The 23,320-nt window shown below is 50.4% G+C and carries 20 protein-coding genes; 11 read left to right on the top strand and 9 right to left on the bottom strand.

Annotated elements, in window-relative coordinates; all coding sequences use genetic code 11:
- Positions 1-37 precede the first annotated feature (37 nt).
- Complete coding sequence (gene manX, locus CWS43_RS11825) at positions 38-1,000, bottom strand: PTS mannose transporter subunit IIAB (protein WP_101077144.1); 963 nt, start codon at positions 998-1,000, stop codon at positions 38-40.
- Between the two features lie 593 nt (positions 1,001-1,593).
- On the opposite strand from manX, the gene CWS43_RS11820 reads away from it, so the two are divergent.
- A complete protein-coding gene (locus CWS43_RS11820) occupies positions 1,594-3,153 on the top strand; it encodes a TerC family protein (protein WP_101077143.1) in 1,560 nt (519 codons plus the stop codon).
- Positions 3,154-3,236: 83 nt separating this feature from the next.
- Here the strand turns inward: CWS43_RS11820 and CWS43_RS11815 are convergent, their stop codons facing one another.
- From CWS43_RS11815 to pabB, 4 genes are all read right to left on the bottom strand, one after another.
- On the bottom strand, positions 3,237-4,829 hold the full coding sequence (locus CWS43_RS11815) for an EAL domain-containing protein (protein WP_101077142.1): 1,593 nt from the start codon (positions 4,827-4,829) through the stop codon (positions 3,237-3,239).
- 456 nt (positions 4,830-5,285) lie between these two features.
- A complete protein-coding gene (locus CWS43_RS11810; RefSeq protein WP_101077141.1) occupies positions 5,286-6,650 on the bottom strand; it encodes an L-serine ammonia-lyase in 1,365 nt (454 codons plus the stop codon).
- Positions 6,651-6,837: 187 nt separating this feature from the next.
- Positions 6,838-7,440, bottom strand: a complete 603-nt coding sequence (locus tag CWS43_RS11805; RefSeq protein ID WP_101077140.1) for a CoA pyrophosphatase — start codon at positions 7,438-7,440, stop codon at positions 6,838-6,840.
- On the bottom strand, positions 7,437-8,810 hold the full coding sequence (pabB, locus tag CWS43_RS11800; protein WP_101077139.1) for an aminodeoxychorismate synthase component 1: 1,374 nt from the start codon (positions 8,808-8,810) through the stop codon (positions 7,437-7,439). Before pabB ends, CWS43_RS11805 begins: the two co-directional genes overlap by 4 nt.
- Positions 8,811-8,971: 161 nt before the next feature.
- Here pabB and CWS43_RS11795 point away from each other — a divergent pair, with 161 nt between their 5' ends.
- Positions 8,972-9,151, top strand: a complete 180-nt coding sequence (locus CWS43_RS11795) for a YoaH family protein (protein ID WP_101077138.1) — start codon at positions 8,972-8,974, stop codon at positions 9,149-9,151.
- A gap of 85 nt (positions 9,152-9,236) precedes the next feature.
- Here CWS43_RS11795 and purT read toward each other — a convergent pair whose 3' ends face one another.
- Complete coding sequence (gene purT, locus CWS43_RS11790) at positions 9,237-10,415, bottom strand: formate-dependent phosphoribosylglycinamide formyltransferase (protein WP_101077137.1); 1,179 nt, start codon at positions 10,413-10,415, stop codon at positions 9,237-9,239.
- A gap of 259 nt (positions 10,416-10,674) precedes the next feature.
- Here purT and dbpA point away from each other — a divergent pair, with 259 nt between their 5' ends.
- From dbpA to pip, 4 genes are all read left to right on the top strand, one after another.
- Complete coding sequence (gene dbpA, locus CWS43_RS11785) at positions 10,675-12,057, top strand: ATP-dependent RNA helicase DbpA (protein ID WP_101077136.1); 1,383 nt, start codon at positions 10,675-10,677, stop codon at positions 12,055-12,057.
- A 162-nt stretch (positions 12,058-12,219) separates the two neighbouring features.
- Positions 12,220-12,585 (top strand): protein YebF, encoded by a 366-nt coding sequence (gene yebF, locus CWS43_RS11780; protein ID WP_101077135.1) that lies wholly within the window; start codon positions 12,220-12,222, stop codon positions 12,583-12,585.
- 128 nt (positions 12,586-12,713) lie between these two features.
- Positions 12,714-14,753 carry a S9 family peptidase gene (locus tag CWS43_RS11775; RefSeq protein ID WP_101077134.1) on the top strand — a complete coding sequence of 680 codons (2,040 nt, stop codon included), beginning with the start codon at positions 12,714-12,716 and terminating at the stop codon, positions 14,751-14,753.
- A 545-nt stretch (positions 14,754-15,298) separates the two neighbouring features.
- Positions 15,299-16,255: a prolyl aminopeptidase gene (pip, locus tag CWS43_RS11770; RefSeq protein WP_101077133.1), complete on the top strand. Its 957-nt coding sequence runs from the start codon at positions 15,299-15,301 to the stop codon at positions 16,253-16,255.
- Positions 16,256-16,291: 36 nt separating this feature from the next.
- On the opposite strand, the gene CWS43_RS11765 is transcribed toward pip, so the two are convergent.
- Positions 16,292-16,522 (bottom strand): DNA polymerase III subunit theta, encoded by a 231-nt coding sequence (locus CWS43_RS11765; protein ID WP_101077132.1) that lies wholly within the window; start codon positions 16,520-16,522, stop codon positions 16,292-16,294.
- 406 nt (positions 16,523-16,928) lie between these two features.
- Between CWS43_RS11765 and ftnA the strand changes: the two genes are divergently transcribed.
- The 5 genes from ftnA (at position 16,929) to adhP (ending at position 20,776) form a co-directional block, all read left to right on the top strand.
- Entirely contained in the window at positions 16,929-17,435 is a 507-nt protein-coding gene (gene ftnA / locus CWS43_RS11760; RefSeq protein ID WP_101077131.1) for a non-heme ferritin, read from the top strand.
- A gap of 140 nt (positions 17,436-17,575) precedes the next feature.
- Positions 17,576-17,962: a copper homeostasis periplasmic binding protein CopC gene (gene copC, locus CWS43_RS11755; protein ID WP_369825866.1), complete on the top strand. Its 387-nt coding sequence runs from the start codon at positions 17,576-17,578 to the stop codon at positions 17,960-17,962.
- Positions 17,963-18,847: a copper homeostasis membrane protein CopD gene (copD, locus tag CWS43_RS11750; RefSeq protein ID WP_101077129.1), complete on the top strand. Its 885-nt coding sequence runs from the start codon at positions 17,963-17,965 to the stop codon at positions 18,845-18,847.
- A gap of 46 nt (positions 18,848-18,893) precedes the next feature.
- Entirely contained in the window at positions 18,894-19,232 is a 339-nt protein-coding gene (locus CWS43_RS11745) for a YebY family protein (protein ID WP_232776944.1), read from the top strand.
- Positions 19,233-19,762: 530 nt separating this feature from the next.
- A complete protein-coding gene (adhP, locus tag CWS43_RS11740; protein WP_101077127.1) occupies positions 19,763-20,776 on the top strand; it encodes an alcohol dehydrogenase AdhP in 1,014 nt (337 codons plus the stop codon).
- A 433-nt stretch (positions 20,777-21,209) separates the two neighbouring features.
- On the opposite strand, the gene CWS43_RS11735 is transcribed toward adhP, so the two are convergent.
- Both CWS43_RS11735 and CWS43_RS11730 read right to left on the bottom strand, forming a co-directional pair.
- A complete protein-coding gene (locus tag CWS43_RS11735) occupies positions 21,210-22,388 on the bottom strand; it encodes a M20 aminoacylase family protein (protein ID WP_101077126.1) in 1,179 nt (392 codons plus the stop codon).
- Between the two features lie 373 nt (positions 22,389-22,761).
- Positions 22,762-23,019, bottom strand: a complete 258-nt coding sequence (locus tag CWS43_RS11730; RefSeq protein ID WP_101077398.1) for a DUF1883 domain-containing protein — start codon at positions 23,017-23,019, stop codon at positions 22,762-22,764.
- Between the last annotated feature and the right edge of the window lie 301 nt (positions 23,020-23,320).

The following is a 23,320-nucleotide window of genomic DNA, read 5'->3' as shown; positions in this document are numbered from 1 at the left end:
TAACGTTGAGGGAATCTGCACAAATTCGATGTGCTTATTAATTCATCTTATTAATGAGATCCATCATCTTGAGGCGGGAGTCTGTAGAGACTTTGCGCACTTCAAGCTCGATACCTTTGTCATTCAATTTCTTGAACGCTTCGATATCTTTTTCGTCTACGGATACGGCGTTATTCACCTGAGTTTTGCCCTGACGGAAAGCCATACCACCGATGTTTACGGTAGTGATTTTCACGCCAGCCTCAACCAGACGCAGTACGTCAGTTGGGTTGGTGAACAACAGCATGACGCGGTCGTTGGCATACTTAGGATTATCCCAGACGCGAATGGCTTTCGCGACGTCGACAACGTGTGCGGTAACACCAGGAGGAGCAACCTGAGTCAGCAACGTTTTACGCACGGTGTCGGCAGCCACTTCGTCGCTGACAACAATAATGCGGGTCACGTTGGTTTCTTTGGTCCAGCGGGTCGCTACCTGGCCATGGATCAAACGGTCATCGATACGGGCAAGGCCGATTTTCATATGGTCGTTCGGACCGGCAGGTTTCACCGGGGCGGCTGCTTTTGGCGCAGGGGCGGCAGCAGGGGCTTGAGGCGCAGCTTCCGGCGCTTTCAGTGCTTTCACACCAATACGGCCAGTTTCTACTGCGATGGCAACCAGCTCTGCAAAAGAGGGGTTATCATCACGAGCCATGAAGGTCTCTGCCAGCATCGGGATGTTAACACCGGTGACAACTTCGTAATTTTCCTTATCGACAACAATGCGGCTGGCGGCGTTGAACGGGCTGCCACCCCAGGTGTCGACCAGGAAAAGCACGCCGCTGCTGGTGTCCAACCCTCCCAACTTTGCCGTGTACTTTTCGATCAGGGTTTCGGCGTTCTCGCCGGGAACGAAATCAATAAAGGCGACATTATCCTGTTCACCTAAAATCATTTCCGCTGTTTTCAGCAACTGCTCAGCTGCTGACCCGTGCGTGCCGATGATAATAGCAATACTCACTCGCTACCTCCTCTGTTAACTCTTGGAAAGAGTTATGCACATAAGTAATGGTGCTGATGATGTCCGCCCGTTTATTTTCCTGAGGCAGACAGGGCAATCCTTGCGTAACGAATCTTTCCTTAATTTCTGATAAGACGGCTAAACAGTAAAATTGCAGAACCTCAACAGGTTGTGCGACGTGATTTATTTTAGTGTGCGAAAAAATAATTTTTGTGACGACTGTCCGTTATTCAACGACGTAATGTGAATACGCTTTCACGTGGGCAATAAAACAGCATAGTTGTTACGGAATGATGCTGAAGGTAAAAAAACCTACTTTCTTCAAATAATCATTCCTGATACAGTAATTTTCCAAATAATTGAACAGGAGTACCGGGCCTCAGCCCTCCCTATGGACTGTCACCGACGTCATTATTCTTCGCTTTTTCACCTCATGATCACCGGCAAATCCGCCCCAATGGGCCTGATTTTTGCCGCACTGAAACCGCTTTCATCTGTTAATTTTGCAGTAAAAAAAGTTTGCCGGGCCACAGATAGCTCAGCGAATGGCGTTTCTTTGCGTCTTTTTTCTTTAACTCATTGCGGAGTCTGACATGGAATTTCTGATGGACCCTTCAATCTGGGTCGGTTTGTTGACGCTTGTCGTTCTGGAAATAGTTCTGGGTATCGACAACCTCGTTTTTATCGCCATCCTTGCCGATAAACTGCCGCCTAAACAGCGAGATAAAGCCCGAATCATCGGCCTGTCGCTGGCGCTGATTATGCGTTTAGGCCTGCTCTCGCTGATCTCGTGGATGGTAAAACTGACCACGCCGCTGTTTAGCATTGCGCAGTTCAGTTTCTCCGGACGCGACCTGATCCTGCTGGTCGGTGGTCTGTTCCTGTTGTTTAAAGCCACGACGGAGCTGCACGAACGGCTGGAAGGGCACGATGAGCAGGGAACGCAGAATCGCGGTTATGCCAGCTTCTGGTCAGTGGTGGCGCAGATTGTCGTGCTTGATGCGGTGTTCTCGCTTGATGCGGTGATTACGGCCGTTGGTATGGTGAACAACCTGGCTGTCATGATGACGGCGGTTGTGATTGCGATGGGCGTGATGTTGCTGGCGTCTAAATCACTGACGCGCTTCGTGAATAACCATCCGACGGTTGTCGTGCTGTGTCTGAGCTTCCTGCTGATGATCGGCCTGAGCCTGATTGCAGAAGGATTTGGCTTCCATATTCCTAAAGGTTATCTGTACGCTGCGATTGGTTTCTCGATTCTGATTGAGTTGTTCAACCAGATTGCGCGCCGCAATTTCCTGAAAAGCCAGTCGAACAGACCAATGCGTGAACGTACGGCTGAGGCGATTCAGCGTCTGATGGGCGGGAAACGTCAGAATCAGAATGAAGATGAACCGGCGGGCGATGTGTTACCGGCTGGCGAAACGTTTGCAGAAGAAGAGCGGCATATGATCACCGGCGTGCTGACGCTGGCATCGCGAACGCTGCGCAGCGTGATGACGCCGCGAACCGAAATTTCCTGGGTTGACTGTGAAAAGTCTCCGGCTGAAATCCGCAGCCAACTGCTCGACACACCGCACAGTTTATTCCCAATTTGTCGCCACTCTCTGGATGACGTTATCGGGGTCGTTCGTGCGAAGGACCTGCTGGTTGCACTGGAAAATGGTGAAAATATCGTGGCATTTGCGGAAAAAACGCCGCCGATTGTGGTGCCGGAAACCATGGACGTCATCAATCTGCTCGCCGTTCTGCGTAAAGCGAAAGGTCGGCTGGTCGTTGTCAGCAATGAGTTTGGCGTGATTCAGGGGCTGGTGACACCGCTCGACGTGCTCGAAGCCATTGCGGGCGAATTCCCGGACGAAGATGAAACGCCGGACGTGATTGCTGACGGTGACTCGTGGATTGCCAAAGGTGGTACGGATTTGCACCTGTTACAGCAAATCCTCGATGTGAACACGCTGGTCAGCTCCGACGATGATTTTGCTTCGCTGGCGGGCTTATTGCTGTCGAAGTCCGGGCAGATGCCGGTTGCGGGTGAAGTGATTGAAATGGCTTCGCTGTGTTTCGAGATCCTGGATGTGTCGGAATATCGGATTGAACGGGTTCGTATTACGCGCGTGAAACCAGAGAATGACCGGGCCGAAGAGCAGTAAAGCTGACGTGATAGGATGTGTAAAAACGGCGACTCAGGTCGCCGTTTTTTATGCTCAGAAGGTAGCCTTCCAGGGTATACAAATCAGGCAGGTTTTTGATTTTCCTGTAATTCCATGTTCTGAGTCGATTTTTTATAACGTTCCAGCCAGATCGGGAATACTTCAATGGGCATGGGGCGTGCAAAATAATACCCCTGTAGCGAATCAACTTTGCGCTTGCGCAGATAATCCACTTGCTCGCGGGTTTCCACGCCTTCTGCAATCAGCTTTAAGTTGAGGCGCTGTGCCAGTGTGATGATGGTATCGGTCACTGTGGCATTGATGGCATCGGTGCCAATAGACGCGGTAAAAGCCTGGTCAATTTTCAGCACATCGGGATTGAGCGTTTTGAGATAACTCAGGGAACTGTGGCCCGTGCCAAAATCATCGATTGCCAGCAGAATCCCCATTTCTTTCAGTTGCGAAATTTCTGCTGCACGCAGTTCTTGCAGGCGGGTTCGTTCGGTCAGTTCCAGCATCAGAGAAACTGAAGGCTGGGCGGGGATCCAGAGCTTGCGTATATCCTCTACAATTTCCATATTATTGAAGTGCTGAGCGGCAACATTGATGCTGACGTAAAAGCCCGGCGTTGCCGGAAATACGGCCAAATTATCGGCAACGGTCTGGATGAGATATCTCGTGAGCGAGATAATTAATCCATGTTGCTCCGCCAGGGGGATAAATACATCCGGAGAAACCCATTCTTGCCGGCGATTTTTCCAGCGCATCAGCGTTTCAACGCCAATGCAACGGCCATCGGTGCTGTTAATTATTGGCTGGCAATAGACCTTAAATTCACGGTGTGAAATACCATGGCTGATAGGGTATGCCAGGCTGATGCGGCTGCCGGAAAGCAGATAGACCGCCGTCGCCGCCAGTAAACTGATCAACACAGACAAAGGTAAATGTGAAGGCAGTTCATTCCAGGCCAGCGCATTGGCTTCCAGGCCATAGATTGAAACCGAGAAGTCATATTTTTCAGATTTAACACTCAGCAGAGGCGGTTGTGGCAGGTTATTGCTGGAAACGATTTCGTTTTTGCCGTATTCGAGGTTTTGTTTTCCGACATTTAAAACAATATGGCTGGCATACGGCGGTTGTGGCTCAAGCAGGAAATTCGACAAAATCCCGATGTTATAAACAAACAGCTCGCCGTTAAGATTATCCGGTGTTGTAGGCTGCCAGAGAATGAGTGTCGGGGTATCTACCCGGCTCCATTTGGAAGCGCGCAGGTCGAGCTGAGTTTTCCCCTGCGCCAGAGCGGGCAGTGTCTTATTAAAATTGAGATCCAGCGGGCCAATCAGGCTTGAGCAGACAATGGCTCCGTCACTGACAAGGCTGATAGAGCGCAGTGTCTGCATGCGGGCAACGGTTTGTTGCATGACAGGTTGCAACGCATTACAACCTAATGTCTGATCGATAGGAATAGCTTTTCCTGCCGGAGATGCAGGCTCAAGCAATTTTTCTAGTTTTTCAACGGTGTGGAATGCCACGCGTTGTTGATCTTCTGCGATGACCTGTGCTTGTTCGTAAATACGAATGCCAAGAGTCAGAAGCAAAGTACATACCCCCATCGCGCAGGCAAGTGCAATGCGGTAATACCGATACTTCGCAAGTCCGGTTTGGGAGAACAGCATCGTTCTAATCCTTTTATCCCGTGTTAATTGCAGGCTCAAAATTATTATTTTTAAAGGTTTGCCGATGCGTAACAGCCAGTTCGTTTTTATTGATAGTAGCTGTAAATCGTCGGACGCTCAGCCTGAGTTGCGGAAAATTCCCTATTTTTCTCTGTTCAGGACAAAGAAAACCCGTATAAGTGACGTTGTCACTCATGGTGTTTCTGCTTACCCCCTGGCATTAATTTTTCTGTATTAAAGAGGTTCTCTGAACGGGAAATTCAGGCGGAAATCAGCATGCCGTACCTGCAGGGTATAATGCAAGTGTCACTGCTATTATGTATCGATAATACAACAGGTTGTTGTTAACGAAGGTTTTATTGCTGCCGGCTATCACCCGGGCGGCATTTCCTGCGGTAAATGGGTTAAAAATAACGCAACAAGAACAACCGCAGGAATGCCCGATTCAAAATGGGTTCAGTCGCACTGAACCTTGATAGCTAAACCACCACGCGATGTCTCGCGGTATTTGGAATTCATATCCTTTCCGGTTTCATACATGGTCTCAATGACTTTATCCAGAGAGACTCTGGGCTCGCTGGTGCGCCGTAATGCCATCCGGGCTGCGTTGATCGCTTTCACCGAGGCAATAGCATTTCGCTCAATACACGGAACCTGAACCTGGCCTGCAACGGGATCGCAGGTTAATCCCAAATTGTGTTCCATCCCTATTTCGGCAGCGACGCATACCTGTTCAGGGCTTCCGCCCAGCAATTCTGTCAGACCCGCCGCCGCCATCGAGCAGGCGACACCGACTTCGCCCTGACAGCCCACTTCAGCACCTGAAATCGATGCATTCATTTTATACAGAATGCCGATGGCGCCTGACGTCAGGAAATAACGCAGATAAATATCCGGGCTGACCGATTCAATGAACTGATCATAATAGGCCAGTACCGCCGGGACAATTCCGCAGGCACCGTTAGTGGGCGCTGTGACAACGCGCCCACCGGCGGCATTTTCTTCGTTAACCGCCAGCGCAAACATATTAACCCAGTCAATGACATTCATCGGGTCGTTGGAAAGTTTGTCATTAGATACCAGCATCCGGCGCAGGGCAGAGGCACGACGCGGAACGCGAAGCGGGCCGGGCAAAACACCTTCCGTATTTAAACCACGATCGATACACGCCTGCATGGTGTGCCAGATTTTTTCGAAATACTGCTCGATGTCTTGCTTGCTGTGCTGCGCCAGCTCGTTCTTCATCACCAGACCGGACAGTGATAACCCGGTCTCCTTACATTTTGCCAGCATCTCACTGGCTGAATTAAAGCTGTAAGGCACCTGTACTTCGTCCAGCACCGGCTGACCGAAATGCTCGTCATCGACAATAAAACCCCCACCGACGGAGTAGTAGGTTTTGCTGTAAATCATTTTGTCGCCCGCAAAGGCATGAATTTGCATCGCATTTTCATGGCGCGGTAGATTCTCACCGCGAAACACCATGCCGGTGTCACGGGGGAAATCGACTTCATGCTGAGTTTCACCCAGCGGCAGGCGCTGACGCTGCTCAACGTCGCGAATAAAATGGGGAATGCCGTCGATGTCGACGGTATCGGGCTGGTTACCGGCCAGGCCCAGAATAATGGCGATATCTGTGTGGTGGCCTTTACCTGTCAGTGACAAAGAGCCAAATACGTCCACGGCGACACGCGTAACGGCAGGCATCATGCCCTTTTCGAGCAGGTCATCAGCGAACTGTTTCCCGGCTTTCATCGGGCCCAAAGTATGGGAACTGGAAGGGCCAATCCCGACCTTGAACATGTCGAAAACGCTAATCACGTCGAATACTCCTGTAATAGATTGCGGCAGGGAACGGGATCCCTGGCTTCCATAAATGAACAAGTGGTGAAATATCGTCCTTATGGATAGATCTATAGTTTAAAAGGGCTGAGGGGCAAAAGTTTCTTTTTTCGCATGAAATAAACTTATTTGATGCAAAAGTGTGATCGTTATGTAATCGATGAGGTCAGGCTTCAACCTGCCGGGCGAGCTGGCGGATAATTGACGCCGTCAGACCCCAGACAAATTGTTGCTGATACCAGGATAAATATACCCGGTGGTAGATCCCTCTGCGGTGAATATCCAGAGGGTGATAGCGTGCAAGATCAAACGCTTCCTGCAACGGTATTTCAAACAGTTCGGCGACTTCATCTTCTGCCGGATGCAGTGGCACATCTACCGGCAATAGCCCGATAACCGGCGTGACCTGAAAGCCACTGCTGCTGTCTTGCGGCGGTAGTACACCTAATACATGAACTTGTTCAGGAGGAATCGCGACTTCTTCCTGAGCTTCGCGCAGCGCGGTGGCAATAATTGAGGCATCCGTTGCATCGGCCGCACCGCCGGGAAAGGCGACCTGACCGGGGTGTTTGCGCAGCTGATCGGAACGGCGCGTCAGCAGGATTGTCGGCTCTTTCCGGCAGATAATCGGAATTAAGACGGCGGCGTGACGGGTTCCGCGCAATGCAGGTGCGGGCAGACGCGGTTGCTGCAACTGAAAACGCAGGATGAAATCTTCCACCTCGGGGGGAAAAGTCTGCACGGGGACGTGTTGTTCCGGCAAAGTCACGGCTGAACGTCTCCTAACTGAGGCAGTATGCGGGCAATTTTATCGAAGGTTTCCTGATATTCTGCCTGTTCCTGGCTGTCGGCCACAATCCCGCCGCCTGCCCAGCAGTAAATTTTCCCTTTTGCCGTCAGCAGCGTGCGGATGGTGATATTACTGTCCATCGTGCCGCAGCAACTGATGTACGCAATGCTGCCGCAGTAACCGTTGCGTCGCTGTGGCTCAAGCTCTTCGATGATTTCCATCGCGCGGACTTTCGGTGCGCCGGTTATTGAGCCGCCGGGGAAACAGGCCCGCAGCAACGCACTGGCGTGGCATGCTTCCGGCAGTTTTGCGGTGACGGTGCTCACCAGATGATGAACCGCAGGGAAAGGCTCGACTTTGAATAATTCGGGAACGCGCACGCTGCCCGGCGTGGCAACGCGGCCAATGTCATTTCGTAATAAATCGACGATCATCAGGTTCTCCGCACGATCTTTTTCCGATGCCGCCAGCCTCTCAGCCTGACGCGCATCTTCTGCTGGCTCCTCGCTGCGCGGCAACGTCCCTTTAATCGGACGCGTTTGGATCTGATGGTCTTTCAGCCAGATGAAACGCTCAGGCGACAGACTGATCACCGTGTTTTCAGGCAAACGCAGAAACGCCGAGAAGGGGGCACGGTTCGCGTTGTTCAGCTGTAAAAATGCCTGCCATTCGTCTCCGGAATAGTGCGTCGAAAATCGCTGCGCGAGGTTAATCTGGTAGCAATCACCACTGTGAATGTACTCCTGAATCTGGCGGAATTTTTCACCGTATGCCTCGCGGGTCATGTTGGACTGCCACGGTGCTTTCAGCCGGAAAGGCTGCGCGGCGGTGGCCTTCTGTTGCGCCAGCCATTGCAGGCGGCCAGCAATATCATCGTGACAAATCAGCGTGAGGCGTTGCAGAAGGTGATCGGCGATCAGCGCCCAGTCATAAATACCCACCGCCATATCCGGCAGGGTGATGTCCTGCTCTGCCGTGTCGGGCAGTGCCTCAATACGCCGCCCTAAATCATAGCCAAACAGCCCGAGCGCGCCGCCCAGAAACGGAAAATCAGGCGAGCTTTCCGCCCGCAAACCTGACGCCGAAAGGTGTTCTTCCAGCAAGGCAAACGGATCGTCTTTCCGCAACGTCACTTCACCGTTTTTCTCAACCTGCGTGATATCACCGCACGTCGTCAGCGTGACCAGCGGATCCGCTACCAGAATATCAAAACGATTATGCTGATGCTGCGCAGAGCCGGAATGCAAAAGCATGGCCCACGGCAAAGCAGAGAGCGCAGAAAACTGCTCGGGCAGTGCATCAGGATGATAAGGCAAAGTATGAAAATTTACGGAACGGGTGGATTGCATGGCAGGTATGAGCTTCTCGGGCGCAATTAGATCGTATTATAGCGCCGATCCTAACATAGATTCGGCTACCTGAAAGCAGCGCAGGCGATTTGCATCAATAAGGCGTATACTGTGCAACCCCGCAGCCTGCGGGCCGGTTTAACGTACAACAGGAATCTCCCATGCTGACAGGTATGCCTTCATTATCACATTCCGAACAAGAACAGGCCGCCGATCGTATCCGCCAGTTAATGGAAACCGGAATGAGCAGCGGCGAAGCCATTGCAACCGTTGCGGAAGAAATCCGTGAAACGCACAAAGGCGATCGCGTGACCGTTATCTTTGATGACGAAGACGAGTAAATTTCTGCCCTGATCATTACTTATCAGGCATAAAAAAAACCGGACCCTTTGCGGAGTCCGGTTTTTTTTCATCTTTATTCAGGCATCAGCCTTTAACGACAACCGCTGCAGCCGCCTGTTTCGCCTGCTCAACCGCGTCTTCAACGTTATCGGCAATCGCCAGCGCTACGCCCAGACGGCGTTTACCGCTGATTTCAGGTTTCCCGAACAGACGGATTTGGTTGAAACCGGTCAGCGCATTTTCCAGCCCGCTGAAAGAAACGTTGTTGCTGGTCAGTTCCGGCAAAATAACGGCGGAAGCCGACGGGCCAAACTGGCGGATTTTCCCGACCGGCAGGCCAAGGAATGCGCGAACGTGCAGGGCAAACTCGGACAGATCCTGAGAAATCAGCGTGACCATTCCGGTGTCGTGCGGACGCGGTGAAACTTCGCTGAAAATCACTTCATCGCCACAGACAAACAGCTCAACGCCAAACAGACCTTTGCCGCCCAGCGCCTTCACCACTTTCTCTGCGATATCTTTCGCGCGCTGCAATGCCAGTTCGGTCATTTGCTGTGGCTGCCAGGATTCGCGGTAATCGCCATCTTCCTGACGGTGCCCGATTGGCGCACAGAAATGAATGCCGTCAACGGCGCTGATAGTCAGCAGCGTAATTTCAAAATCAAACTTCACCAGACCTTCAACAATGACGCGTCCGCCACCGGCGCGGCCACCTTGCTGGGCATAATCCCAGGCTGTCTGTAACTGCTCAGCGCTGCGGATCAGGCTCTGGCCTTTACCGGATGAACTCATCACCGGTTTGATGATGCACGGGTAACCGATTGCGTCGACGGCCTGGCGGAAAGACGCTTCGTCGTCAGCAAACTGATACGTCGATGTCGGGAGTTTCAGGGTTTCCGCGGCCAGACGACGGATGCCTTCACGGTTCATGGTCAGACGCGTCGCTTCGGCGCACGGCACCACGTTATGCCCCTGTTTTTCCAGCTCAACCAGCATGCTGGTGGCGATAGCTTCAATTTCCGGCACGATAAAATCAGGGCGTTCGCTTTCAATAACGGCTTTCAGCGCATCGCCATCGAGCATGTTAATGACATGGCTGCGGTGAGCGACCTGCATCGCGGGTGCATCCGCATAGCGATCGACGGCGATCACTTCCAGACCCAGGCGCTGACATTCGATCGCCACTTCTTTACCCAGCTCGCCAGAGCCTAACAACATGACGCGGGTGGCGCCGGTGCGCAGTGCAGTACCAATGGTTAACATAGCTTCGTACCCAGATCTTTGATGAAGGAAAGTAAGAATTTCGCGGCGCAGTATATCTGAAATTATCGCAGACGAAAACGATTGCGCAGCGTGTTAGAAAAATTCCCTGCGTACGTCAGAAGGGGATTTACAGGATTTTTTAAGCCGGTTTTCTGCTGTTTAAGGCAGTCTGCGGGCGTCTCTGTTATCATTTAGCAAACCATGGCGCCAGATCTCCTGCCGCTGCCCCGATTTTTGCCTCACATAAAGAGTTATCGCCTTGAGCACGCATTCCTTTTCTGTCCTGACATTGCCCGCTGAGCAACTTTCCAACCTGAATGAACTGGGTTACACCGAAATGACCCCGATTCAGGAAGCCTCTTTGCCCGCTATCCTGCAAGGTCAGGACGTCCGCGCCAAAGCCAAAACCGGCAGTGGTAAAACAGCCGCTTTCGGCATTGGTTTGCTGAACAGCATCACTGTTTCACAGTTTGTGGCGCAGGCACTGGTGCTTTGTCCGACGCGCGAACTGGCCGATCAGGTCAGTAAAGAATTACGTCGTCTGGCGCGTTTTACTCAGAACATCAAAATCCTGACCCTTTGCGGCGGCCAGTCAATCGGCCCTCAGAACGAATCGCTGGTTCGTCAGCCGCACATCGTGGTCGGCACGCCGGGCCGTATTCAGGAACACCTGCGCAAAGGCACGCTGAAGCTGGATGATCTCAAAGTGCTGGTGCTCGATGAAGCCGACCGCATGCTGGACATGGGTTTTAGCGAAGATATCGAAGATGTGGTCAGCTATACGCCGCAAACCCGCCAGACGCTGCTGTTCTCCGCGACGTATCCGGACGGCATTGAACGCATCAGCTCCAAATTCCAGCGCGAGCCGCTGAAAGTGGAAATTGAAGGCGAAGATGATGTGGCAGACATCAAGCAGGTGTTTATCGAAGCCGATAAACATCAGCGTTTATCCCTGCTGGCTGCGGTGTTGTACCAGCATCAGCCGACATCGTGCGTAGTGTTCTGTAATACCAAGCGCGACTGCCAGGAAGTGTGTGACGCACTGGCGGGCAAAGGGATCAGTGCGCTGGCGCTGAACGGCGATCTTGAGCAGCGTGACCGTGACCGCGTGCTGGTGCGTTTCTCCAACGGCAGTTGCCGTGTGCTGGTCGCAACAGACGTTGCGGCGCGCGGTCTGGACATCAAACAGTTAGGTCTGGTCATTAACTATGAATTGTCTTTCGACCCGGAAGTTCACGTTCACCGTGTAGGCCGTACAGGGCGCGCGGGAACCAGCGGTCTGGCGGTCAGTCTGGTGACTCCGCAGGAAATGCCACGTGTGACGGCGCTCGAAGATTACACCCGTCAGCGGTTCACCTGGCAACCTGCCGCGCAGGCGCTGGCGGCAACGCCAGTGGCGCTGGATGCTGAAATGGCCACGCTGTGTATCGACGGTGGCCGTAAAGCCAAAATCCGTCCCGGCGATATACTCGGCGCGCTGACCGGCGATGCCGGGCTGACCGCGGCAGAGGTCGGTAAAATTGATATGTTCCCGATCCACGCTTACGTTGCTATCCGTCAGAAGAGTGCGAAGAAAGCCCTGCAACGCCTGCAGGAAGGGAAAATCAAAGGCAAAAACTGCAAAGCGATTATTTTGCGCTAAAAGAGTGATGTCGCGTTTTACATTGTTCGTCTGATTGTTAATGTTGTGTTATTGCCTTGTTGATGATTATATTGTCTGACACAAGTGATGACCTTTCGGTATGTATGGTTATTGTTCCGACAAGGTCAGCGTAATAAAAGACAAAGACTGGGAAGACGAACGATGAAAAAGATAATCTTGAGCGCGGTAATGGCAGTCGCAGGAATGAGCGGTCTGATCCAGACTGCTCAGGCCGATGAGCCTGAAGTAAGAACGGCGACGGTCACACCTTGCGCGAATGCGACGAAAGATGAACTCGCGGCGCTGGTGAAACGCGATTTTCTGCAAAACCGTATTCCGCGCTGGGATGCGGATAAAAAAGCGCTCGGCACCTCAACGCCGGTTGCGTGGGTTGATGCCGGCAGCATCAGCGGTGATAACAAGAAATGGGATATCCCGCTGAAAGTCCGCGGCGATCATACCGACAAAACCTACGACGTCACGCTCAACTGCCAGCTCGGTGAAATCACCTATAGCACGCCGGTCTGAGTTTTTTGCCCGCGCCCGTGACCGCTCCGGGCGCACATTACCGCTAATTCCCGCATGTTCCGTCTCTTGGTTTCCCTGTCTAAACCTGTCACTCTTGTCACACCATAAAGAGGACAAAGAGATCCGAGATGATGACACCTCCAAAGGCTGAAAAACGCCCGCAAACTCTGAGCGTGCACGGCGATGACCGTGTCGATAATTACTACTGGCTGCGTGACGATGACCGCGCCGATCCTCAGGTTCTGGCCTATCTGACGGCAGAAAACGAATATACCGATCAGGCCATGCTGCCCCATCAGGCGCTGCGTGAAACGCTTTACGGAGAAATGGTCGCGCGCATTGAGCAGCAGGATCACTCCGTTCCTTATATCAAACACGGTTACCGTTATCAGACCCGCTACGAGCCGGGTAATGAATACGCGATTTATCTGCGCCAGCCTGCCGCGGAGAATGAAAAATGGCAGACGCTGATCGACGGAAATGAACGTGCCAGCGACGGCGAGTTTTATACGCTGGGTGGTTTAGATATCAGCCCGGACAATAAACTGATGGCCGTGGCCGAAGATTTCCTGTCCCGCCGCCAGTACGACATCCGCATAAAAAAACTGGATGATGAAACATGGACCGACGATCTGCTGAAAAATACTTCCGGCAGCAGCGAATGGGCGAATGATTCTCAGACGCTGTATTACGTCCATAAACACAAGAAAACGTTGCTGCCGTATCAGGTTTACCGCCACGTTGTCGGCACGGATCCGAAAACGGACAAACTGGTTTACGAAGAGAAAGACGATACTTTTTACGTCGGGCTGGATAAAACCACGTCAGAAAAATACATCCTGATCCACCTGGACAGCACCACGACGTCTGAGATCCTGCTGCTGGATGCCGATGATCCGCAGGCGACACCAAAAGTGTTCCTGTCGCGCCGCAAAGATCATGAGTACGCGCTCGATCATTATCTGGGCAATTTCTATATTCGTTCGAACAAAGACGGTAAAAATTTCGGCCTTTATAAAAGCGAAAACGGCACCGGAGCGCATTGGCAAACGCTGATTGCACCACGTATTGAAGTCATGCTCGAAGGTTTTAGTTTGTTCCGCGACTGGCTGGTGGTGGAAGAACGTCAGCAGGGGCTGACACAGTTGCGACAAATTCACTGGACAACCGGTGAAGAGAAATCTCTCGCATTTGATGACCCGACGTACACGACCTGGCTGGCCTATAACCCTGAACCTGACACATCATTGTTGCGCTACGGTTATTCTTCTATGACCACGCCGAGCTCATTGTTTGAACTTGATCTCGACACGCATGCCCGCACGCTGCTCAAACAGCAGGAAGTGAAAGAGTTTGATGCGACAAATTACCGCAGCGAACGCGTTTGGGTGACAGCGCGTGATGGCGTGAAAGTCCCGGTTTCACTGGTTTACCGCCGTGAATTGTTCAAGCCAAACACCAATCCGTTACTGGTTTACGGCTACGGCTCTTACGGCAGCAGCATGGATCCGGCGTTCAGCGGCAGCCGCCTCAGTTTGTTGGATCGTGGTTTTGTTTTTGCGCTGGCGCATATCCGCGGTGGCGCAGAACTGGGCCAGCAGTGGTATGACGACGGCAAACTGTTTAACAAACTCAACACGTTCCACGATTTCATCGATGTGACAAAAGAACTGGTGGCTGAAGGTTACGGCGACGCAGGGCAGGTTTACGCGATGGGCGGGAGCGCCGGTGGTTTGCTGATGGGCGCGGTGATTAATCAGGCTCCCGATTTGTTCCACGGTATCGTTGCGCAGGTTCCTTTTGTCGATGTTGTCACCACCATGCTCGATGAGTCTATTCCGCTGACGACCGGCGAATATGATGAGTGGGGTAATCCGAACGAAAAAGCCTATTACGATTATATGCTGCAATACAGCCCGTACGATCAGGTTCGCGCGCAGGCTTATCCGCATATGCTGGTGACGACCGGGTTGCATGATTCACAGGTACAATACTGGGAACCGGCGAAGTGGGTGGCTAAACTGCGTGATGTCAAAACTGACGACAATCAGCTGCTGATGCACACGGATATGGATTCCGGCCACGGTGGTAAATCCGGGCGCTTCAAGGCTTACGAAGATATCGCGCTGGAATATGCCTTTGTGCTGTCACTGGCGGAGAAAAAATAACAGGTTCCCCCGAAATAATTCAAGTCGCAGGAAGGCGGCAAGTGAGCGAATCCCGATGAGCTGACGTGGGTCAGTGATTCGGGTGAGTGAGTGCAGCTAACGCATCTGCGGCTTGAAGTATGACGGGGGAATAAAAAAACCCGCATTCAGCGGGTTTATTCTACGAAGTAACTTTATCAGGCAGCTGCTTTTTTGGCTTTTTTATCAGCCTTTTTCTCAGCAGGGGTCTTCAGTGGCTTTTTCTTCGCATTTTTTTTGCTATCCATTCCTTTACTCATAATCGCCTCTCTTTAAAGCTGGTGGATTGGGTTGCTCTGCTATTTACTGCCTAATCCGTGCCGGTTGCAAGTCTCATCGTGTTTCCTGCAAAACTTTACACAAGCCTCAGTTTTAGGATCCGGTAGTGAAATTGCGTGATAAGTATGCGAACAGCATACAAAACAATGATTTTTGGTCATTACAGCTTGTCGGCAGGTAATCAATGCGCTGTTATTAAGATGCAACTACATCAATCAATACACTGGCCGAATAGAACAGGAAATGTCATGCCAAAATTAAAAGGGTTGTATCCGCCCCTGGAAGCCTATGCCAGCGGCATGCTTGATACGGGCGATGGTCACCAGATTTACTGGGAACGCAGCGGAAATCCGGAAGGTAAACCCGCGGTATTTTTGCATGGCGGCCCGGGCGGGGGGTGCTCATCGGTTCACAGGCAACTGTTTGATCCCAATGATTATGACGTCATGCTGTTTGACCAGCGTGGCTGCGGGCGTTCAAAACCTCACGCCAGTCTCGATAACAACACGACCTGGCATCTGGTCGACGATATTGAGCGTCTGCGGGAAATGGCGGGGGTCGAAAAATGGCTGGTGTTCGGCGGTTCCTGGGGGTCAACACTGGCGCTGGCTTATGCTGAAACGCATCCGGAGCGCGTCAGCGAAATGGTATTGCGCGGCATCTTCACGCTGCGCAAGCAGGAACTGACCTGGTACTACCAGGACGGTACGTCCCGTTTCTTCCCGGAAAAATGGCAGCGTATTTTGTCGATCCTCTCGGAAGAAGAACGCAAAGATGTGATTGCCTCTTACCGCGCTCGTCTGACATCGGACGATCGCGCTGTTCAGCTTGAAGCTGCTAAAATCTGGAGCCTGTGGGAAGGGGAGACGGTGACGCTTCTGCCTGCGGAAGGTTCGGCGTCTTTTGGCGAAGATAATTTCGCGCTGGCATTTGCCCGTATCGAAAACCATTACTTCACGCATTTTGGCTTTTTAGAAACAGATGAACAATTGCTGAAAAACGTTGAGCGTATTCGCCACATTCCGGCTGTCATTGTCCACGGGCGCTACGACATGGCCTGCCAGGTGCAAAATGCATGGGATCTGGCGAAGTCCTGGCCGGAAGCTGAGCTGCATATTATTGAAGGCGCAGGGCATTCGTTTGACGAGCCGGGCATCCTTGACCAGCTAATCCGGACCAATCAGCGTTTTGCCGCTCTGCGTTAGCATCTGCCGCAACTTCCGCTTATTTTACACCGGGGCCTATTTCTGTTTCGGTTCGTAAGGTAAGCGGGAGAATTTGTGAGATTCGGCCCGATAAAACATCACCCGCTCACGAAAATAGGTGCGCAGATGTGCGGGCTGTTCACGTTCGGCCATCTCGGCCACCACCGGCATGTTGTAGCGTTCTTTGAAGGCCACCGCTGAGGCAGCAAGATCCACATTGATGCGATCCATTTCTTCTTTGCTGATGTCGGCCAGATTGATACCCATTGTTGTTCCCTGATAATCCGTTTTGCAGCATTGTACCCGAGGCTATAGCTGGCGGGAATGTTGTCTTCAGGCTTTTATGTTGCCGCCAACGTGATCGTTAAATGGAAAAGAGTATTAAGTAAATAAGAATTATTTCCAAACAGGGAGTGATAATTATATTCAACAAAGAGGGGTTAATTAAAACTGCAAATAGTAATGATTCTTTTTTATTACATTTTTAATGTTAATGATTATCATTTTTGTATATTTTATTTTAAATAAATTCGATTTAAATCATATGGTTAAATTTAATTGTTGCTGCTTTGATTAATAATGTAAATCGGGTGTTTTTATTTGGTGCTGGCACGGGCATAATGCAGGTATATAAACCAGTCCACCTGCCTTAATTTAATTTTGGAGCCGCATCATGCTTAAAAAAGAAATGATTGATCAGCTTAATGAACAGCTGAACCTCGAGTTTTATTCTGCCAACTTATATTTGCAGATGAGTGCATGGTGCAGCGATAAAGGTTATGAAGGTGCTGCTGCGTTTTTGAAACAGCATTCAATGGAAGAAATGGACCACATGCATCGCTTGTTCAAATATGTCAGTGATACCGGTGCTCTGCCACTGCTGGGGGCAATTGCTGCTCCACCTGTCTCTTTTGAGTCTTTGACTGATTTATTCAAGCAGACTTACGAACATGAACAGCTGATCACCCGGAAAATCAACGAACTGGCTGATTTGTCTATGACTCTGAAAGACTACTCTTCTTTCAACTTCCTGCAGTGGTATGTTTCTGAACAGCATGAAGAAGAGACACTGTTCAAATCTGTTCTCGATAAACTGGCTCTGGTTAGCAACACGGGTAATGGCTTGTTCTTTGTCGACAAGGATCTGAAAAACATGGTGGCACAGGCTCCCGCAGGCTGATTTCCCTGTTTGATCTTGCCCGCAAAAAACGCAGAGCGCTCAGGCCTCTGCGTTTTTTTATGCCTTTTTGGCAAACGTTTTGCGACGGTTTGCGCTAAAGTGTCGGCGTTAAAATTCATCGTTAAGCAAGCCAAGGAATTATCGTGTTCAATAAAACCACTTCTCTTTGCCGGGGTCTGGCAGTCTCAGCCGTATTGCTGAGCGGATTTATCTCACAGCAGGCTTTAGCGCACGCTCATCTCAAAACAGAAACTCCGGCAGCAGATTCAATCCTGTCGGCCAGCCCGACCGAGCTGTCGCTGGGGTTCAGTGAAGGAATCGAACCCAACTTCAGCAAAATCTCTCTGACAGATGCCGGCCAAAAAGCGGTGAAAACGGGGAAAATGACGCTGGCTGCGAATGATAACACTCAGGTTGTATTGCCACTTTCTGATGCGCTTAGCGCCGGGAAGTATATCGTCTCATGGAATGTTGTCTCTGTTGATGGTCATAAAACACACGGCCAGTACAGTTTTATTGTTAAGTAAATGAGCCTGACTGCGCTATTTGTTCTATGCCGGTTCGCGCATTTTGCTTCACTGATGCAAATTTTTGGGCTGAGCGTCTTTTGCTCCTTACTCGCACCGCAGGGCTTTTCTGCCGTATTGCTGCGTAAAAATCAGTCGCTGATGATGTGGTCTGGCATTCTGGCGGCGGTGACGTCGGTCGGAATGCTTGCAATTCAGGCCGCTCTGATGGGAAACGGCTGGGGTGACGGGCTGAACCTGAATGTGTGGTTGCTGGTATTGACCACGGCATTTGGAGAAGTCTGGCGATGGCATTTGCTACTCGCGGCGGCAATGCTGCTGGTTCTGCTGTCAGACTGGCTGCCTGGGCGTAATCTGCTGATATTTTTGTGCTCGGTCGGTTTGCTGATGAGCCAGGCATTGATTGGCCATGCCGCAATGCATGATGGACTACTGGGACTGGCGCAGCGAACCAACCACGTGGTGCATTTACTCAGCGCTGCCTACTGGTTCGGATGCTTATATCCGCTGCTAACCTGCATCTTATATACGCGACAGCCTGCGACACGTCCTTATGCGATTGCCACGCTTATCCGTTTTTCGCTCTGGGGGCATGTCGCCGTCGCGCTGGTTATTCTCACCGGCATCTTCAATACAGCCATTATTTTGCAGCGCTGGCCGACAGACATGACATCTCTCTACCAGTGTTTGCTGGCAGTTAAAGTGGCTATGGTTGCAATGATGCTAGCGGTTGCACTTTACAATCGCTACCGGTTAGTACCGCTGATGGGTAGCGATCCCGACCAGGCCCAACGCCGTTTTATCATGATGACCTGGTTCGAATGGGGATTGGCGTTGGGTGTTTTGCTACTGGTGAGTTTATTCGCCACTCTTGCCCCGCGCTGAGCACGACAGCTGAAAAGTACAAAGAATTTAATATCATCGAGGAAAAATCATGAGGAAAACACTGCTTGCCTGTGTGCTGCTTACCCTTTCTGCCAGCAGCCTTGCCGCACCACAGCTGGAAACAATCAGTCGCCTGCAATACGGCAAAGCCTGGGCATTCACCCGTGAAGAAGTCATGTTGCAATGCCGTCCGGGTAATGCGCTCTATGTGATTAACGATAGTACGCTGGCGCAATATCCCCTGAATGACGTGGCGAAAGAGCAGGTTAAAAATCATCAGGTTCAGGCTGTGCCACTGGAGAAAATCTGGTTGGATGACCCGCAAAACCCAGGGGGGAAAATGAGTCTGGCTCCTTTTATTGCCAAAGCTCAGTCGCTCTGCTGAATCGCCGTGCCATTGGCAAATAGCTGATGTTAAACCCATGTTTTGTGCATGTTGTCACACGGTGAGAATAATACATCATTGTTATTATCACTATGTTTCAGGTTGGGTGGAAAATAGCCACACGTCAGCTACTCTTTAAGTTGTACGGCTTAACCGCCTGCATTAATGCCAACTTTTAGCGCACGGCTCTCTCCCAAGAGCCATTTCCCTAGACCGAATATAGGAATCGTATTCGGTCTTTTTTTTACCTGTTTTTTAAATCAATAAGTTACTACTGAATCAACCATTTAAAACATTTCCACTTACCCTCAATATCCCCTATTTAGGCTTTCTACCCCCATTGAGTTGAGCCGAAGGATTCAGGTGATCTGGATTGACGCGTGCGTTCACACCTTGATATTTGCACATCTGCGGAAATTTAAGTTTCCACCATCCTGTTACATTTGATTGTTAAAGAGTTTCATTCTCATTTGCAGCTTTTATGCTACCGTTGTACCGTTGAGCTTCCGCCACATAATGAGGAAAACGAAATGAAAGCTGCTGTTGTTAATAAAGACCACTCTGTGGGTGTCGTCGAAAAAACGTTGCGTGCATTAGAGCATGGTGAAGCACTTTTAACGATGGAGTGTTGCGGTGTTTGTCATACAGATTTGCATGTTAAAAATGGCGATTTTGGTGACAAAACGGGTGTGATCCTCGGTCATGAAGGTATTGGCATTGTTAAGAAAATAGGTCCCGGAGTGACTTCGTTGAAAGTCGGAGATCGCGCCAGTGTGGCCTGGTTCTATAAAGGATGCGGACACTGTGAATACTGTACAACGGGCAACGAAACATTATGCCGCCAGGTCGTCAATGCCGGGTATACCATCGATGGTGGTATGGCAGAAGAATGCATCGTGTCAGCAGATTATGCGGTGAAAGTGCCGGACGGACTGGAATCTGCAGCAGCAAGCAGTGTGACCTGTGCTGGCGTCACAACTTACAAAGCAGTAAAAGTGTCTGGTATTCAGCCAGGCAAGTGGATCGCGATTTATGGTCTGGGTGGACTCGGCAACCTGGCCTTGCAATATGCTAAAAATGTATTTAATGCCAAGGTCATCGCTATTGACGTGAACGATCAGCAGCTGGAATTTGCCGCGCAAATGGGGGCTGATTTAACCATCAATATGCTTAGCGACGATGCAGCAAAAATTATTCAGGAGAAAGTCGGTGGTGCGCATGCCGCAGTGGTGACGGCGACGGCGAAATCGGCGTTTAACTCCGCAGTCGATGCAATGCGTGCAGGGGGACGTATTGTTGCTGTCGGTTTACCGCCAGAATCTATGAGCCTGAATATTCCACGCCTGGTATTGGACGGTATCCAGGTAGTTGGTTCCCTGGTGGGAACGCGCGAAGATCTGGCTGAAGCTTTCCAGTTCGCCGCAGAGGGCAAAGTGGTGCCAAAAGTCACCAAGCGCCCGCTGGCAGATATTAATACGATTTTCCATGAAATGGAGCAGGGTAAAATTAAAGGCAGAATGGTAATCGACTTTACCCACAAGTAAGATCTCCGTGAAATTCGGTGACGCTGTGTAGATCTGTGGCGGCGTCATTCATAATATTATGGATAAAAACAGAAGATAAAAAAAAGCCCGCTCGGGGCGGGCTGAAAGGGGTAATGCGAGGGTCTTACATACCATGAAGGACAGGTCATGGTTTACACAGGAGAAGAATTATCGTCTTCGGGTATAAAGGTAACAAACTCAATGTCGATTTATGTCAAACCTGAGTAAGGTTATCCTGCAACTTGTAACCTCTCCGGAGCGCTATTTACTTTCACGCAAAGTTCAGAGCATTCCTCAGGTCAGATTTGTATGCCGAATTTTCTGGTATGAGTAATTTGACTGTTGCCAATTAATCAATTCAGATGTAACTCAGTAGACCCCCTTCATCATTACGCAGGTATATCCTGGGTATTTCCATCAGTGCTCTGAGCCCTTAATCAACCAGATATCGCTCAACAAGGCGTGTCCAGTATGCTGCGCCAAACCCCAAGCTTTCATCGTTAAAGTTGTAAGCCGGATTATGCAGAACTGCGCTATCGCCATTACCCAGGCGCAGAAAACACCCCGGTTTTTGCTGTAAGAAATACGCAAAGTCTTCACTGCCCGAAATAGGTGGCAGGTTATTTACTACGTTTTCTTCACCCAGAAGCTCTTTTGCCACTGCTAGGGCGAATGCTGTTTCCTTGTCATGATTTACCAACACCGGGTATCCCGGCACATAATCAATTTCGGCACGAGCACCATAGCCAGCAGCATGATTTTCAACCAGCATCCGAATGCGTTTTTCGAGGGTTTTACGCACTTCCTGATCGAAAGAGCGAACACTCATCTCAAGGCGTGCTGTTTCGGGGATAACATTCGCGGCATGTCCTGAATGTATAGACCCAATAGTGACTACGGCCGTCTCATTAGGGTCGATATTCCGCGAAATTACGGATTGCAAAGCTACGACTAAGCTGCTGGCAACCAGAATAGGATCGACAGTCATGTGGGGACGTGCGGCATGCCCCCCTTTCCCATGGATAGTAATATTCACTGTATCGCACGCCGCCATAAATGGCCCTGAGCGGAACATCATTTTACCAACGGGATAGCCTGGATGATTATGTAACCCATAGACGGCATCACAGGGGAAACGTTCAAAAAGTTGCTCTTCCAGCATGCGTTCGGCGCCGCTGTTAAAACCAATTTCCTCTGCCGGCTGGAAAATCAGATTTACCGTGCCGGAAAAGTTTTTACTACGAGCAAGCTGTTCTGCGGCCCCAAGCAACATTGCTGTGTGGCCATCATGGCCGCAAGCATGCATTTTCCCCGGGTGCTGGCTGGTATAACTGACACCTGTCTGCTCTGTGATTGGCAGTGCATCCATATCCGCGCGGATCCCAATACTACGGGAACTTTTTCCCAACTTCATCGAGCCGACGACGCCATATCCCCCAACGCCGGTTGTAACCTGATAACCCAAGGCTTGTAATTTTTCAGCAACCAAAGCGGCTGTTGCTGATTCTTCGTTAGACAGTTCAGGATGTTGATGCAAGTGTTGGCGAACTTCTCGTAGTTGTGGAACGAGGTCAGCTACGTCAGCGATGGTGCAAAGTGATTTATTATTCATTATGAGGATCTATTTTTTGCCTGAAAGAAATCCGGTTTGTTGACCGGTACCACGTCATTACCCTGGACAGAATGCAATGGGAAATTACGGCTGGCAATCAATTAATCAGGTTAGAAAAGAGGTTTTTTTAATTATGGAATGTTCAATTTAATAACATTATGTAATTGATGTAACGAAGAAAATTTTTTACATGACATTACGCAATTCTTGATTCTCAGCGTAGACGGAGGGAAGGGTAATCTATAACGTTGAAGCATGTCGAAATTTAGCCGGGGGAGTACGCCAGGAATGAAATGCCAGGTCGATGTTCTTCATCAGCCTGACATCATCTTAGATGCAATATGGGCGGTATCGGTTGCGGGACGGCAGGTAATCAGGCTGGCATGTAGCTGATTGAATGTTCCAAAGAGTCGCATTGAGAATCTATAAGCACATTCCAGACGCCTTTGTAAGGAATCCCGACATAGGCAGTATTTTGATCATTGACCGTCAAAATATCGCCAAAACCTGAGTGACGTCCTTTTCGCTCAACATCATTTTCACACATCAGATGAATGTGGCATTTTTCTGAACAATGGATGACGACAGTGTCGCCACCAAACAGACTCAATCTGGCTCGAACGATAGGCATGACTTTCCCCAAATAAGATAAAGCACCTGAAATACGCGGCAACCGAACACTGCCAGGTTTTACGTCACCCAGACCGGGAGTGATTTTGGTCACACAACGTCCTTTAAGCTATAAAACCAGAGTAAAGCTGGGGGAATAATGACTTTAATCAAATATTGTAAGAATCTTCTGAAGGTTAATTATTCACCACGTTTGCATATGTAAAAGAAAATGGTCTGATTTTTAGAAGAAAAGCGTGAGTGTTGTTATGAGGTTAACAGCAGGTGGGAAATTAAATCCGATGGTAACATGTTGAGATTAT

The organism is Rahnella sp. AA (genome assembly GCF_002834385.1).
Classification (GTDB): domain Bacteria; phylum Pseudomonadota; class Gammaproteobacteria; order Enterobacterales; family Enterobacteriaceae; genus Rahnella.
Note: the sequence above shows the minus strand (reverse complement) of the source record. Positions and strands in the feature narration are given on the sequence as shown.

What these genes read in the sequence shown, in the direction of transcription:
- CWS43_RS11735 (WP_101077126.1), bottom strand. Translation starts at nt 22,388, where the DNA reads ATGAATAATAAATCACTTTGCACCATCGCTGACGTAGCTGACCTCGTT.
- ftnA (WP_101077131.1), top strand. Translation starts at nt 16,929, where the DNA reads ATGCTTAAAAAAGAAATGATTGATCAGCTTAATGAACAGCTGAACCTC.
- adhP (WP_101077127.1), top strand. Translation starts at nt 19,763, where the DNA reads ATGAAAGCTGCTGTTGTTAATAAAGACCACTCTGTGGGTGTCGTCGAA.
- CWS43_RS11775 (WP_101077134.1), top strand. Translation starts at nt 12,714, where the DNA reads ATGATGACACCTCCAAAGGCTGAAAAACGCCCGCAAACTCTGAGCGTG.
- pip (WP_101077133.1), top strand. Translation starts at nt 15,299, where the DNA reads ATGCCAAAATTAAAAGGGTTGTATCCGCCCCTGGAAGCCTATGCCAGC.
- copD (WP_101077129.1), top strand. Translation starts at nt 17,963, where the DNA reads ATGAGCCTGACTGCGCTATTTGTTCTATGCCGGTTCGCGCATTTTGCT.
- pabB (WP_101077139.1), bottom strand. Translation starts at nt 8,810, where the DNA reads ATGCAATCCACCCGTTCCGTAAATTTTCATACTTTGCCTTATCATCCT.
- CWS43_RS11730 (WP_101077398.1), bottom strand. Translation starts at nt 23,019, where the DNA reads ATGCCTATCGTTCGAGCCAGATTGAGTCTGTTTGGTGGCGACACTGTC.
- CWS43_RS11820 (WP_101077143.1), top strand. Translation starts at nt 1,594, where the DNA reads ATGGAATTTCTGATGGACCCTTCAATCTGGGTCGGTTTGTTGACGCTT.
- CWS43_RS11815 (WP_101077142.1), bottom strand. Translation starts at nt 4,829, where the DNA reads ATGCTGTTCTCCCAAACCGGACTTGCGAAGTATCGGTATTACCGCATT.
- yebF (WP_101077135.1), top strand. Translation starts at nt 12,220, where the DNA reads ATGAAAAAGATAATCTTGAGCGCGGTAATGGCAGTCGCAGGAATGAGC.
- CWS43_RS11765 (WP_101077132.1), bottom strand. Translation starts at nt 16,522, where the DNA reads ATGGGTATCAATCTGGCCGACATCAGCAAAGAAGAAATGGATCGCATC.
- purT (WP_101077137.1), bottom strand. Translation starts at nt 10,415, where the DNA reads ATGTTAACCATTGGTACTGCACTGCGCACCGGCGCCACCCGCGTCATG.
- CWS43_RS11795 (WP_101077138.1), top strand. Translation starts at nt 8,972, where the DNA reads ATGCTGACAGGTATGCCTTCATTATCACATTCCGAACAAGAACAGGCC.